This window comes from Phyllobacterium sp. UNC302MFCol5.2 (assembly GCF_000686005.1).
GTDB lineage: Bacteria > Pseudomonadota > Alphaproteobacteria > Rhizobiales > Rhizobiaceae > Phyllobacterium > Phyllobacterium pellucidum.
In genome coordinates this window covers 981919-995600 of record NZ_JMLL01000010.1, presented here as the reverse complement: position 1 = coordinate 995600, position 13682 = coordinate 981919, and the positions used below count along the sequence as shown (strand labels likewise).

Sequence of the window (13682 nt, the reverse complement as noted above, 5' to 3'; positions counted from 1 at the left end):
ACTATTTGAGTCCCCAAGGAACGACAGGGATGGAATTTTAAATGGCAGGCGTGACGAAAGATCAGGTTCTCGAACAGCTGAAGACAGTGACGGGCCCCGATTTCAACAGCAACATCGTCGAGCTCGGCCTCGTTTCGGATATCTTCATTGCCGACAACAAGGTGTTTTTCTCGATCACCGTGCCTGCCGCCCGCGCCCAGGAACTGGAACCGCTGCGGTCCGCCGCCGAGCGCGTCGTGAAGGCGTTGCCCGGCGTTGCCGGTGCAGTCGTCGCCTTGACCGCCGAAAAGAAAGGCGGACCGACCAGTGATGACGCACCGCGAGCAACGCCGTCACCCCGTCCCGTGCAACGTTCCGCACCTGCCGGGGCCACGCCGCCGCCGCGCGTTCCCGCGCAAGGCTCACAGCCGCACACGCATGGAGCCGCGCCGGTGAAGGCCGGCGTGCCCGGCGTTGGCGCGATCATCGCTGTTGCCTCCGGCAAGGGCGGCGTCGGCAAGTCGACCACGGCAGTCAATCTCGCACTCGGCCTCAGCGCCAATGGCCATCGTGTCGGCATTCTCGATGCTGATATTTACGGGCCGTCCATGCCGCGCCTCCTCAATCTGCATGGCAGGCCGCAGGTGGTTTCAGGCCGGGTGCTGAAGCCGATGCAAGGCTATGGGCTCAAGGTCATGTCGATCGGCTTTCTCGTCGAGGAGGAAACGCCGATGATCTGGCGCGGGCCGATGGTGATGTCGGCGCTGACGCAGATGCTGCGCGAGGTGGAGTGGGGCGATCTCGATGTGTTGGTCGTCGATATGCCGCCGGGCACTGGCGACGCGCAATTGACCATGGCTCAGCAGGTGCCGCTTGCCGGCGCCGTCATCGTCTCGACGCCGCAGGATCTGGCGCTGATCGATGCGCGCAAGGGCCTCAACATGTTCAAGAAGGTCGACGTGCCGCTTCTCGGCATCGTCGAGAACATGAGCTATTTCATCGCTCCGGATACCGGAGCGCGCTACGATATTTTCGGCCATGGCGGCGCGCGCAAGGAGGCCGAACGCCTCGGCGTGCCCTTCCTCGGCGAAGTGCCGCTCGTTATGGAAATCCGTGAAACATCCGACAGCGGAAGGCCGGTTGTCGTCAGCAACCCCGATGGTCCGCAGGCCAAGGCCTATCGCGAGATCGCGGCGAAGGTCTGGGACGAGTTGCAATCGGCCAAGGGCGGACGCACCGCCCCGTCGATCGTGTTCGAGTAGGTCGGTTTCAAGACGTTGGCGGCCGCGTGAAGGGGCTGTAATACTCCTCCACGCGGTACCACGTCACTCGATCGTTTTCACCGTCGACGCCCGGGCCTTTACCCTTGCCTTGGCCGTTGCGCCAATGCTGCGCGCATCCATGAACGCCTGGATTTGATCGAAGCTGACATAGCCGGCGCCGCCCGCGTCGATTTCGGCGAAGTGATCGGCGATGAAGCCCCAATTGGCGTCTTTTGCCTGCTGCTTCGTCAGTCGCGGGGAAGAACCTGCCGCGACCTTGAAGCGTTGCAGTAGCCGCTGGTCCAGTTCCCGCTGAATGCCGGTCTCGGTCAAGGGCTCGCGCACCGTGCCGGATGGATCTGCCGGCGGCTTGCGCAGATCGTCATAGGCCTGGGCCGGTGATGAAAGCATGAGCGCTGCCAAGAGTGATGTCGATATGATGATATGGTTCATGGCTCGCTGCTCCTAGTTCGAGGCAATGGCTGGCGGCAGGCTGTAGCGCGGATCGTCGAAATATTTATCGAATTCCGCTTTCAGCGGCGCGCGCGACGCCTCGGTATTGTAGATCATGTGGCCGCCTTCGAACCACTTGACCGGCACGCGGCTGGCCATTCCCGCGTTGTTCAAATCGAGCTCGGTCTGGAAACCGGGGGTCGCTATATCCTCGTAGCCATGGATGATGAGCAGCCTTAGTTCCGGGTTCAAGGCCAATGACTCCTGGAGGTCCGCGATGCTGGAGGGGCTCAACCAGACCCCGGAACCCCGGTGGCTCCAATTCCAGTTAGCTATAGCGTCGCAGCAGTCGCTGTAGTGCGAGCCGTTCTGGTAGTTTACCGATTTCTCCATATAGTTTTTGAACTGATTGACGAAGGCAACATCGATGTAACTGTCCGGTGGGTATGGCGAATATGTTGGAAGTTTCATGCGTCCATCGAATCGCCCCAACTTGTAGCCCGGAATGAGACTGTTTTGCACCCATTCCGGTCTGATCTTGGGTTTAATTGCCCATTGAGTTTCCGGGATCCCGGTCTTTGCCTGCAATTCTGCAAGGAGGTCCTTACCGGGCTGCGTGGCGACAAACGTCTTCCAGGAAACCAAAGGACTTCCATCCGGCGGGGACAATGGGTGTTCCTTGAGCAACGGAAGGTATTTTTCCGTGACAAAGGTCCGCATCGTTTGAAGATAACTTTCGGCGGATGCATTCCCCCGAGCCGTGGCGAGCTTGTGATAGTCGCCGATCATGGCATAGGACGGCACATATCCGGCACAACTGACGGCCCCGTTCATGTTGCAATTTGATTGATAATCCAGAAGCGGCGAATTCAGGATCACACCTGAAAGGACAATGTTCTGTTTGCCGGAGGATTCCGGCAAAAATCGAGCCGTGCCCTCATTGAGCAGCAGATCGGCGACGATCGGCGTGCGGATGCCGCCATAGGACTCGCCATAGAGGTATTTTGGGGATGTCTGGCGATTGTTGACATTGTTGTAGCGGATGATGAAATCGCGAATGACGCCGGCATCCCAGTCGGTGCCCCAGAAATTGGCGTTTATGTACGGGGCGACAGCCGTCGAATAGCCTGTTCCAGGTGGATCGACGAATACGATGTCTGTCTTGTCGAGAAGCGTAATTGCGTTCTCCTCGAGCGGAAGAGTCTCGGGCTGTGCGTCATAAAACTCGGCCGGGATCGACGGCGCATCGGATTTCAGCCGTACCGGCGCCCACGAGCCCATGTGCAGCCAGATGGAAGCCGACCCCGGGCCGCCATTCCACAGGAAGGTGACAGGCCGCTTGTCCTTCGGAAGCCCGTCGCGGGTATAGGCGGTGTAGAAGATTGCGGCTTGCGTTTCTCCACTCTCGGGCGCGGAGCCCTTCGGCCCGTAGGCGATGAGGTGACCGGCGCGGGCGGTAAATGGCACCGTCTTGCCGCCGATTGTCATCGAACTACGCTTGACCGAGGTGGTCTCGTCCACCAGGGACGGCAATATCGACCCATCATGATCCGTATAATAGATGTTCCGATCGTTGATCACACGGTCTTGTGGCGCGAGAAAGGCAAAAGCCTTGTCTTCCAGCCCGGCCTCGGCAAGGAGGGTCCCAGCCTCGATGGTGAGACCGGCGTTGGCGAGCTTGTCGGCGGCTTTTTCGAACTGGCCCTCCTTCTGAAGTGCGGCCGCTTCGCGTTTGGCCAGCTCAACAGGACTTTCAGAAGCGGGATCCGCCGGCTCCGCGACAACGACGGTTGTACCGCCTTCGATGTCGGAGGTTCCGCTTGCTGCGGCAGTTCCCGACGTCGGATTATTGAAGGTGCTCGCAGCATCCGGCTGTGGCGCGGAAGAATCGGACCCATCGCAGGCCGTCAGCAACAGCAGGGTGGCGAGAGCGCAATATCTCAAATTCATGTGGGTTAAATCCTTGTCTTGAAATAAAGGTGCTTTCTCAGATTGAGAAAGGCGGGGTAATGACGCATTCGGCTTGCCGCCCGATATATCGCCGGCCAAGCGTGGGGCCGCGCATTGGCCTCCCCTCTATTCAGAAGAGAGAGCAGGCGGGAGGCTATATTTGGGATCGTCGAAAAACTTGTCGAGTTCCGCTTTCATTGGCGCCCGCGACTCTTCGGCAAGATAAGTCATATGCCCGCCTTCGAACCATTTGACCGGGATGCGGTCGGCGAGAGCGGCTTTCTTCAGATCGAGCTCGGTCTGGTAGCCGGGAGCCGCAAGATCCTCGTAGCCATGCAGGATGAGCAGCTTGAGCTGCGGCGCGAGCGTCATAGCTTCATTGAGTTCCGGAGTGTTCGCGGGGCGCTCGTTGGACGGATTGTCCTGCCGCGCGCTCCAAATATCGCAGCAAGCTTTATAGGCCGAGCCAGTTTCGTAGTTCACCGACTTTTTCATGTAGGTCTTGAAGTCGTTGGAAAATGCTCGCTCGGTGTAGTTGTCGGTTAGGGATGCCGGCTCTGTGTCGTTGTCAGATGGGACGACCTCACTGGCGAGCCGGGCGTCCATGCGGCCAAGCTCTTGGCCTGGCTTGAGGTTTGTCCGCACATATGACACAGCGGCATAGCCATAATACCATTTGCTCGCTTCAATGCCCGTTTTCGCTACGAGTTGATCGACGACTTCTTGGCCGGCCGGGGTGTCGGTCCAGGTTAGCCACGGCACGAACCGGTTCTCTTCTGGAACGTAATGCTCGGCCTCATAGGCGGGCAGAAAGGTGTCTGTGATGAACGTGCGTATCGATTGGAGATACGCCTCCTTCGTTGCTGCGCCGCGTCCGGCGCCAACCTTGTGATAGTCGGCGACCATTGCGTAGGATGGCAGATATCCGAGGCAGGTATCGAAGTAGGCTCCATATCCGTCGCATGGCTCCAACGGATCGAGGCTTGGCGAATTGAGGACGAGACCCGACAATACAATGGCTGGCTTACCCGATTTGTCCGGTGTGAACCGCCCGGTGCCTGCGGTGAGCAACAGGTTCGCAACCCTCGAGGCGCTCGTCAAACCAGAGGATTCGCCATAAAGATATTTCGGCGAACTCTGCCGGTTGGTCACATTATTGTAGCGAATGATGAAATCGCGCATCACGACACTCAATGCCGCAGGTGACGAAAAGTTCTTATTGGTGAATGGGGCGATCGCCGTCGAATAGCCCATTCCCACGGGGTCGATGAAGACGAGATCCGTCTTGTCGAGAAGCGTCAGGCTGTTTTCCTCGAGGGGGAATGTCGTCGGTGGCGTCTCGTACGATGCCTGGGGTATGGGTGGCTGATCGACTTTTAGCCGGTTGGGGCCCCATGAGGCCATATGCAGCCAGAGCGAGGAGGCACCGCTGTCCCATACGAAGGTGATGGGGCGGTTGCCCATTGGCAGGCCGTCGCGGGTGTAGGCCGTATAAAAGATCGAGGCCTGGGCATCTTGCCGTCCGGATTTCGCATCTTCGGGGGCATAGGCAATCAGATGGCCGGCGCGCGCGGTGAACGGCACCGTCTTTCCACCGATCATCATCGAACTGCGCTTGACCGACGGGGTCTCGTCGACCTGCCACCGCACGATCGCACCGTCCGGCCCGGGGTCATAGACATTCGCATCGTTGACGACGGCATCCTTCGGCGCAAGAAGATCGAAGGCTTTTTCTTCGAGCCCAGCATCAGCGAGAAGTGCGCCGGCCTCCTGCAGCAGCCCGGCACCGGACAGTTTGCCCGCCGCATCTTCGAACCTGCCATTAGCCTTGAGGGCGGCCGCCTCGCGCCGCGCCGCAGCCAGTGCGTCCTCGGTGATCGCAACGGTCGTCGTCTCCGGATTAGGTGCAACGATTGCCGGGGCACCCCCACTGCCATCACCGGTCGCAACGGTTGTTTCGGACCCTGCAAAAGTGCTCGACGCCGATGGAGCCTCGGCGGTGTTCGAATCGTCGCACGCCGCAAGTGCAACAAGCAGGGCCAGTAATGAATATCTAAAATTCATTGTCGCTAAATCCTTGGTTAAAAATGCCAACGTTTCAAAACAAGGACCGCCGCGTCAATTGGCCTAAAGTTTAAGGGTTGGTTATGCCCGAAAAATTTGCAGGGCCCTTCGTGGCAAGGCCTCCGATGTAAACAATGAGATCATTAGAGGAGCAAATGCCCAGGCTCGTTGCCGCCAAATGTACTCAGCCCTTCACGCGCTTCGCGTGCCAGGCAATGTGATCAGCCATGAAGGTTGAGATGAAAAAGTAAGAATGGTCGTAGCCGTCGCGCATATTGAGCGTCAGTGGAATGCCGGCCTTGGCGCAGGCTTCTTCCAGCAGCCAGGGGCGCAGACCATCGTCAAGAAATCCGTCTGCCTTGCCTTGGTCGACCAGTAACTCCGCCACGCGCGCGCCATCCTCAATGAGCGCAACGCTGTCATAGGCCCGCCACTCAGCTTCGTCTGGCCCGAGATATTTCTCGAAGGCCGGGCGTGACCAGCCGGCGACCATGGGCCGCGCGATCGGCGCGAACGCTGAAACGGATTTGAAACGTCCCTTGTGCTTCAGGGCTTGCGTGATCGCGCCATGGCCGCCCATGGAATGACCGAATATGCCCTGGCGCTCCATATCCACGGGGAAGTTGGCCGCGACCAGCAACGGAAGTTCGTCGCCGATATAGCTGGCCATCCGATAGTTGGTCGACCAGGGCGCCTGCGTGGCGTCGAGATAAAAGCCGGCGCCGCTGCCGAATTGCCAGTTGTCTTTTTCGTCCCGCACATTCTCGCCGCGCGGGCTCGTATCCGGGCAGATGATGGCAACGCCGTGTTCGGCTGCGGCGCGGCGATATTCGCCCTTGTCCATGACGTTCTGATGCGTGCAGGTAAGCCCCGAGAGGTACCAGAGGAGCGGAACCGGACCGTCCTTCGCCTGCGGCGGCAGGAATACGGCAAAGGTCATGTCGCATTGGCAGGCTTCGCTGCGATGGCGATAGACGCCCTGAATTCCCTCGAAGCTCCTGGCGGTCGATAGCGTTTCCATGGGTGATCCCGATTTATTGCGGTTGGCCGAGCGCGACGGCGACATTCACCGCGGCTGCAACCAGCACCGTATTGAAGAAGAACGAAACGATGGCGTGGACGAGATTGATCCGGCGCATCTGCGAACTGGTAATCGCGGTGTCGGACGTCTGCGCCGTCATGCCGATAATATAGGAGAAGTAGACGAATTCGATGCCGCCGGGCTCCTTGTCGCCCGGAAAGTCGAGACCGCCGGCGTGGTGGCGCGGCTTGTCCTTCACGCCGTCGGCGTCTTCGTCCGGCTGCCAGTACATATGGGCATAGTGGATCGCCGTCATCATGTGGATCGTCAGCCAGCCGAGTGGGACTGCGAAAAGCGTCAGCGTCAAGTCGAGCGGGTGCTTGTCCTGACCGGAATTGATCAGCGCAAACAGCGAGCCGACGGCGACGAGCACAGTGCAAAAAGTGACAGCGAAGATGATGCCCACAGGCTCGTCCGATTTGGCCGCATTGTTGCGAAGGTAGTCGGGCGTGAGCCTGTGAACCTTGAATGCCGACAAGAGCAGGTAGATGACGAAAAACGCATTGGCGGCAACGACAGCGGCAATGCGCGACGAAAGCAAAAACACCGCAACTGCGAATACGGCGATCCCGACGACGGCGGCGATGTAAAAGGGATTATGGCGTTTCCACATGTGGGCCTTTGTCGAACGACAGCTAGTCTGTTGCGACCGCAGCAGGGCGCTGCATGTCGATATGCGGAATGTCGTCCTCGAGATATTCCTCCGACACCGGCACGAAGCCGAAGGTTTCGTAGAAACCCTTGAGGTGGCTCTGCGCGGAAAGATTGATCGGGCGTTCGGCATAAAGCCGCTCGCATTGGGCAATGGCCTCGACCATCAGCCGCTCGCCAAGGCGTTTGCCGCGATGGTCCGGCGAGACGACGACGCGGCCGATCCGGGCCGCCGGCTCGTCCTTTTCCGGCTTGCGGATGCGGGCGCTGCCGACGAGCGTCTTGCCATCCATCAGGCGCAGGTGCAGCGCATCGGCATCCTTGCCGTCGAGCTCGGGGTAGGGACATTTCTGCTCGACGACGAAGACGTCGACCCGCATCTTGAGCATGTCATAGAGTTCGCGCGGGCTGAGTTCGTCCAGCCCGCTGAGGATCACTTTATACGGACCGGGTTCCATCAGAAAGTGACGACCGAACGGATCGACTTGCCCTCATGCATGAGATCGAATGCGGTATTGATTTCGTCGAGCGGCATTGTGTGAGTGATCAACGAATCGATATCGATCTTCCCCTCCATGTACCAGTCGACGATCTTCGGCACATCGGTGCGCCCGCGCGCGCCGCCGAAGGCCGTGCCGCGCCAGTTGCGCCCGGTTACGAGCTGGAACGGCCGGGTCGAAATTTCCTTGCCGGCCTCGGCAACGCCGATGACGATGCTGGTGCCCCAGCCCCGATGGCAGCATTCGAGCGCTTGGCGCATGACATTGGTGTTGCCGGTGGCGTCGAAGGAAAAATCGGCGCCGCCGTCGGTCAATTCCTGGATTGCCTGCACGACTTTGTCATTTCCCACTTCGTTCGGATTGACGAAATCGGTCATGCCGAATTTCTTCGCCATCGCCACCTTACCGGGATTGATGTCGACACCGATGATCTTGTCGGCGCCTACCATGCGTGCGCCCTGGATGACATTAAGGCCGATGCCGCCGAGTCCGAAGACGACGACGTTCGCGCCGGGCCACACCTTGCCCGTATAAATAACCGCGCCGATCCCGGTGGTGACGCCGCAGCCGATGTAGCAGATCTTGTCGAATGGCGCATCCTCGCGCACCCGGGCAAGGGCGATTTCGGGTAGCACGGTGAAGTTGGAGAAAGTCGAGCAGCCCATATAGTGGAAGACCTCACCGCCCTCGCAGGAAAAGCGGCTGGTGCCGTCGGGCATGACGCCTTGCCCCTGCGTCGAGCGGATGGCTGTGCACAGGTTCGAACGCTGCGAAAGGCACGTCTTGCACTGGCGGCATTCGGGCGTGTAGAGCGGAATGACATGGTCGCCGACCTTCAGCGAGGTGACGCCCGCGCCAATCTCGCGCACGATGCCTGCGCCTTCATGCCCGAGAATCGCCGGGAACTTCCCTTCGGAATCCAGCCCTGAAAGCGTATAGGCATCGGTGTGGCAGACCCCGGTCGCCATGATCTCGACGAGGACTTCACCGGGCTTGGGGCCGCTGATCTCGATCGTTTCGATGGTGAGCGGCTTTTTGGCCTCCCAGGCGACGGCGGCGCGCGATTTCATGAAATTCTCCCTGATGCGTCTCGATCAGCAATGTGATTTGCTTTGGCGCACTATCAGGAAGGGGCACAGGGTCGTCAATCCGGACCGCGACATTTCTCGTCGTCAGGTGGCGCGTCGTATCATCCCTCTGGACTCCCTGATACCAAGCCTGCCAAAAGGTCTGCACTTAGATATCGGACCTGTACGTGAAAGAACTGCCGCCCCTTCCTGTCACCGAAATTCTGCCCGCGCTTGATGATGCGCTGGCGCATGGAATCGCTGCCGTGCTCGTCGCCCCTCCCGGCGCGGGCAAGACCACGCTCGTGCCGCTGCACCTGCTTGGTGCGTCATGGCGGGGGGATGGCACGATCGTCCTGCTTGAGCCGCGCCGCCTCGCTGCCCGCGCTGCCGCCAACCGCATGGCGAGCCTCCTTGGCGAGAGTGTGGGTCAAACCGTCGGCTATCGCATGCGGCTTGAAAACAAGGTCTCGGCGAAGACGCGCATACTCGTCGTAACGGAAGGTGTGTTCGCCCGCATGATCCTCGATGACCCGGGGCTCTCGGGCATTTCCGTCGTGCTTTTCGATGAGTTTCACGAGCGTAGCCTCGATGCGGATTTCGGCCTGGCCCTGGCGCTCGATGTGCAGGCTGCATTGCGGCCGGACTTGAAGCTTTTGGTGATGTCGGCGACGCTCGACGGCGGGCGCGTGGCCAAACTCCTCGGCAGTGCGCCGGTCCTCGAAAGCAAGGGCAGGTCCTTCCCCGTCGCTATCCGCTATCGCGAGCGCAAGCCCGACGAAAAGATCGAAGATGCAATGGCGCGGGCGGTACGGGACACGCTCGCCGGGGAGAGTGGCAGCATTCTGGCTTTCCTCCCAGGACAACGCGAAATCGAACGGACCATCGCAGCGCTTGAGGGGCGTGTTCCGGCGGACACCCTTGTCACGCCGCTCTATGGCGCGCTGGAGGGTCGTGACCAGGATGCTGCCATCAGCCCGCCGCCTCCCGGCAAACGCAAGGTGGTGCTCGCGACGTCGATTGCCGAAACCTCCATAACGATCGATGGCGTGCGCGCCGTTATCGACAGCGGCCTGGCGCGGCTGCCGAAATTCGAACCGGCGACCGGCCTCACCCGGCTCGAAACGGTGCGGGCGTCGCGCGCCGCCGTCGAGCAACGCGCCGGGCGTGCCGGACGCACGGAGCCCGGCGTTGCATTGCGTCTGTGGCGTGCAGAACAGACTGCGGCACTCGAAGCCTTCTCGCCGCCGGAAATACTTGAGGCTGAACTTTCCGGCCTCGTCCTCGATTGCGCCGCTTGGGGCGTAACTAACCCAGCCAGCCTTGCATTTCTCGACATGCCGCCAGTGCCTGCGGTCAAAGAAGCAAAGGCCCTGCTCAACGACCTTGGGGCGCTCCACGATGATCGCATCACGCCGATAGGCGAAGCCATGCGCAATCTCGCTTTGCCCGTCCGCTTGGCCCATATGGTGCTCGCGGCACGTGAGCGCGGCCAAGGCATGCGCTCTGCCGAAATCGCTGTGGTTTTGACGGAGCGCGGCCTTGGCGGCAACGACGTCGACATCGAAACGCGACTGGCGCGCTTTGAACGTGAGCGCGGCGATCGGGCGGCACGCGCGCGCGGACTGGCGAAACGCCTCGCTGGCAAGGATACAGGCCGGGCAGATGCACAGGAGAGTGCCGGGCGGCTTCTCATAGACGCTTACCCGGACCGTATCGCCAAGGCGCGCGGCAATGGCCAGTTCACGCTCGCCAATGGCCGGGGCGGCGAACTCGACCCAGTCACCTCGCTGGCAAAATCGCCATGGCTCGTCGTCGCCGATCTTGCGGGGCGGGCGGGCCGCGCACGCATTCTTTCGGCAGCGGAAATCTCCGAATCCGACATACGCGCCGCCCTCGGCGATCGCATCATCAATGGCAGGCACGTTAGTTATGACCCGGCCCGCAACGCCTTGCAGGCGCGCGAAGTTACGCGTATCGGCGCCATCGCGTTGGCAGAGAAGACCTTGCCGGCGCCGACTGGCGAAGAAGCCGACCGAGGCGTCATTGCTGCCGTCGGGGACCACGGCCTCGACATCCTGCCATGGTCCAGGGAAGCGGCGATCCTGCGGCGTCGCCTCACCTGGCTGCATCAGGGTCTTGGCGATCCTTGGCCGGCGATGGACAATGCGTCGTTGCAAGCAAACCTCGAAGACTGGCTGTTGCCTTATCTCAAGGGAACGGCTCAGCTCGGCCAGATATCGGGACATGCGATCGCCGAGGGGCTGCGTGCGCTGGTGCCTTATGATTTACAGCGAAAGATCGATGCCTTGGCGCCAACCCATTTCGAGTTGCCGACCGGGTCAAATATCCCGATCCGCTATGAGGCGGAAGCGCCTGTGCTCGCCGTGCGCGTGCAGGAATTGTTCGGGCTCCGGGCACACCCGGCTATCGCCAGCGGAACGGTGCCGCTCCTGCTGGAGCTGCTATCGCCGGCCCATAGGCCGATCCAGATCACCCGTGATCTACCCGGCTTCTGGAAGGGCTCCTGGGCCGATGTGCGCTCCGACATGCGTGGCCGCTACCCGAAGCATGTCTGGCCGGACGACCCCGCCAATGCGGTGCCCACTGCCCGCGCGAAACCGCGGGGAACCTGAGCGGTCACAACCAACGATTAACGCTGAAGCAGGCTCCCAGGAATCATGTTTCCATTTGCGTGAGCTTTGTTCTAAATCACCGGCATGGTCCAGGATTTCCAGACACGCTCATCATATCTTTCGCGCCGGCTCCGGCTGACGACGCTGATCCGGCTGCGCTGGCTTGCGGTGGCAGGACAGAGCATCGCCGTGCTCTTCGTCGCGCTCTATCTGAAGTTTCCGTTTCCCGTCAGCATATGCTTTGCGCTGATCGCCTGCTCGGCCTGGCTGAACCTTCTCATGTCGTTCCGCTATCCGATAAATCACCGCCTTGAACCGCGGGCGGCCATCACCGTGCTTGCCTTCGACATATTGCAGGTGGCGGGACTGCTTTATATGACCGGGGGGCTGCAGAACCCGTTCGCCGTGCTGATGATCGTTCCGGTCATCATCTCCGCAACGTCGCTGCCGGCCTATGCAACGACCGCACTTGGCCTTTTGGTAACGGCCTGCGCAACGTTGCTCGCCTATGTCTACCTGCCCTTGCCCTGGTATGAGGGCGAGACGATGCAACTGCCTTTCGTTCTGATCGCCGGCGTCTGGTGTTCGGTCGTTTCGGCTCTGGCATTCACCGCGGTCTATGCCTACCGCGTCGCCGAGGAAGCCCGTCTCCTCGCCGATGCGCTCAACGCCACCGAACTCATCCTGCAGCGCGAGCAGCATCTCTCCGCGCTCGATGGACTCGCCGCCGCTGCCGCGCATGAGCTCGGCACACCGCTGGCAACCATCGCGCTCGTTGCCAAGGAGATGGAGCGCAGTCTCAAGAAGGATGACCGGTTCGCCGAGGATATCGAGCTTCTACGCTCGCAGACCGAGCGTTGCCGCGAAATTCTCAAGCGGCTGACGAGCCTGTCGTCGACCAGTGAAGAGCACATGTCGCGCCTCAAGATTTCCTCGCTGATCGAGGAGGTCATCGAACCCAACCGCAATTTTGGCATCAACATCGTGGTGTCGAAGATGCGCGGCGAAGGCAATGAGCCGGTTATCCGCCGCAATCCCGGCATCATCTACGGTCTTGGCAATCTCGTCGAAAATGCCGTCGATTTCGCGCGCGAAACCATCAACGTCAATTGGGGCTGGAGCGACAGGACCGTGGAGATCGTCATCAGCGATGACGGCAAGGGTTTTGCACCCGATATTCTCGACCGCATCGGCGAGCCGTACACCACCGGCCGCGACCGCGCCATCAACGAGCATGGCGGCGGTCTCGGCCTTGGCCTCTTCATCGCCAAGACATTGCTCGAACGCTCAGGCGCGACAATTACCTTCCGCAATCGCAACGATCCGGGGCAGGGGGCAGAAGTCGTTGTTATCTGGCCTCGCCATCAATTGCTTACTGATGGATAATCTTTGACTTTTTGTTCATTGCGAACCATTAACATCCATATTTACAGTGAATGAGCAGGAATACCTGATGGAAAACACGGATCAGGACGATATTGAAGCGATCGGCGGTGATCGAACACTTCTTCTGGTCGATGACGACAAGCCCTTCTTGCAGCGGCTGGCACGCGCCATGGAGTCACGCGGCTTCGTTGTCGCCATTGCCGATTCGGTCGAGGCCGGTCTTGCGAGCGTCAAGGTCAATGCGCCGGCCTATGCGGTCGTCGATATGCGCCTTGGCGACGGCAACGGCCTTGATATTATCGAGGCGATACGCGCCCGCCGCGAGGATACGCGCGCGATCGTCCTGACCGGCTATGGCAATATCGCGACCGCGGTAAACGCCGTCAAAATCGGGGCGATAGACTATCTTTCGAAGCCTGCCGATGCTGACGAGGTCTTTGCCGCGTTGACGCGCCGAACAGGTGAAAAAGTTGCGCCGCCAGAAAATCCGATGTCGGCCGACAGGGTGCGCTGGGAGCATATTCAGCGGGTCTATGAAATGTGCGACCGCAATGTTTCGGAAACGGCGCGCCGGCTTAACATGCATCGCCGCACGCTGCAGCGGATCCTCGCCAAGCGCGCCCCGCGTTAGATCGTGGTGACGATTAAAACAT

11 protein-coding genes are annotated in these 13682 nt (G+C 60.5%); 4 read left to right on the top strand and 7 right to left on the bottom strand.

Features of this window, described 5'->3' with window-relative positions:
* Nucleotides 1-41 precede the first annotated feature (41 nt).
* Nucleotides 42-1241 (top strand): Mrp/NBP35 family ATP-binding protein, encoded by a 1200-nt coding sequence (locus BR48_RS0106810; RefSeq protein WP_027230601.1) that lies wholly within the window; start codon nt 42-44, stop codon nt 1239-1241.
* A 63-nt stretch (nt 1242-1304) separates the two neighbouring features.
* Here the strand turns inward: BR48_RS0106810 and BR48_RS24045 are convergent, their stop codons facing one another.
* From BR48_RS24045 to BR48_RS0106775, 7 genes are all read right to left on the bottom strand, one after another.
* Nucleotides 1305-1694, bottom strand: a complete 390-nt coding sequence (locus BR48_RS24045) for a hypothetical protein (RefSeq protein WP_051614647.1) — start codon at nt 1692-1694, stop codon at nt 1305-1307.
* A gap of 12 nt (nt 1695-1706) precedes the next feature.
* On the bottom strand, nt 1707-3644 hold the full coding sequence (locus tag BR48_RS24040) for a hypothetical protein (RefSeq protein ID WP_197030333.1): 1938 nt from the start codon (nt 3642-3644) through the stop codon (nt 1707-1709).
* Between the two features lie 126 nt (nt 3645-3770).
* Entirely contained in the window at nt 3771-5708 is a 1938-nt protein-coding gene (locus BR48_RS24035) for a hypothetical protein (RefSeq protein WP_051614645.1), read from the bottom strand.
* 184 nt (nt 5709-5892) lie between these two features.
* Nucleotides 5893-6729 (bottom strand): S-formylglutathione hydrolase, encoded by an 837-nt coding sequence (gene fghA, locus BR48_RS0106790; protein ID WP_027230600.1) that lies wholly within the window; start codon nt 6727-6729, stop codon nt 5893-5895.
* A gap of 13 nt (nt 6730-6742) precedes the next feature.
* Entirely contained in the window at nt 6743-7402 is a 660-nt protein-coding gene (locus BR48_RS0106785; RefSeq protein ID WP_027230599.1) for a DUF1345 domain-containing protein, read from the bottom strand.
* Between the two features lie 22 nt (nt 7403-7424).
* Complete coding sequence (locus BR48_RS0106780; RefSeq protein WP_051614643.1) at nt 7425-7898, bottom strand: GNAT family N-acetyltransferase; 474 nt, start codon at nt 7896-7898, stop codon at nt 7425-7427.
* The gene (locus tag BR48_RS0106775) at nt 7898-9010 is read right to left on the bottom strand and encodes an S-(hydroxymethyl)glutathione dehydrogenase/class III alcohol dehydrogenase (RefSeq protein WP_027230597.1); all 1113 of its coding nucleotides are present in this window, start codon (nt 9008-9010) and stop codon (nt 7898-7900) included. The genes BR48_RS0106780 and BR48_RS0106775 overlap by 1 nt, the downstream gene beginning before the upstream one ends.
* A 185-nt stretch (nt 9011-9195) precedes the next feature.
* Here BR48_RS0106775 and hrpB point away from each other — a divergent pair, with 185 nt between their 5' ends.
* The 3 genes from hrpB (at nt 9196) to BR48_RS0106760 (ending at nt 13660) form a co-directional block, all read left to right on the top strand.
* On the top strand, nt 9196-11643 hold the full coding sequence (gene hrpB / locus BR48_RS0106770) for an ATP-dependent helicase HrpB (protein ID WP_036813463.1): 2448 nt from the start codon (nt 9196-9198) through the stop codon (nt 11641-11643).
* A gap of 84 nt (nt 11644-11727) precedes the next feature.
* Nucleotides 11728-13029 carry an ActS/PrrB/RegB family redox-sensitive histidine kinase gene (locus tag BR48_RS0106765; RefSeq protein WP_027230595.1) on the top strand — a complete coding sequence of 434 codons (1302 nt, stop codon included), beginning with the start codon at nt 11728-11730 and terminating at the stop codon, nt 13027-13029.
* A 67-nt stretch (nt 13030-13096) separates the two neighbouring features.
* Nucleotides 13097-13660 carry an ActR/PrrA/RegA family redox response regulator transcription factor gene (locus BR48_RS0106760; RefSeq protein WP_027230594.1) on the top strand — a complete coding sequence of 188 codons (564 nt, stop codon included), beginning with the start codon at nt 13097-13099 and terminating at the stop codon, nt 13658-13660.
* The last annotated feature ends 22 nt before the right edge of the window (nt 13661-13682 follow it).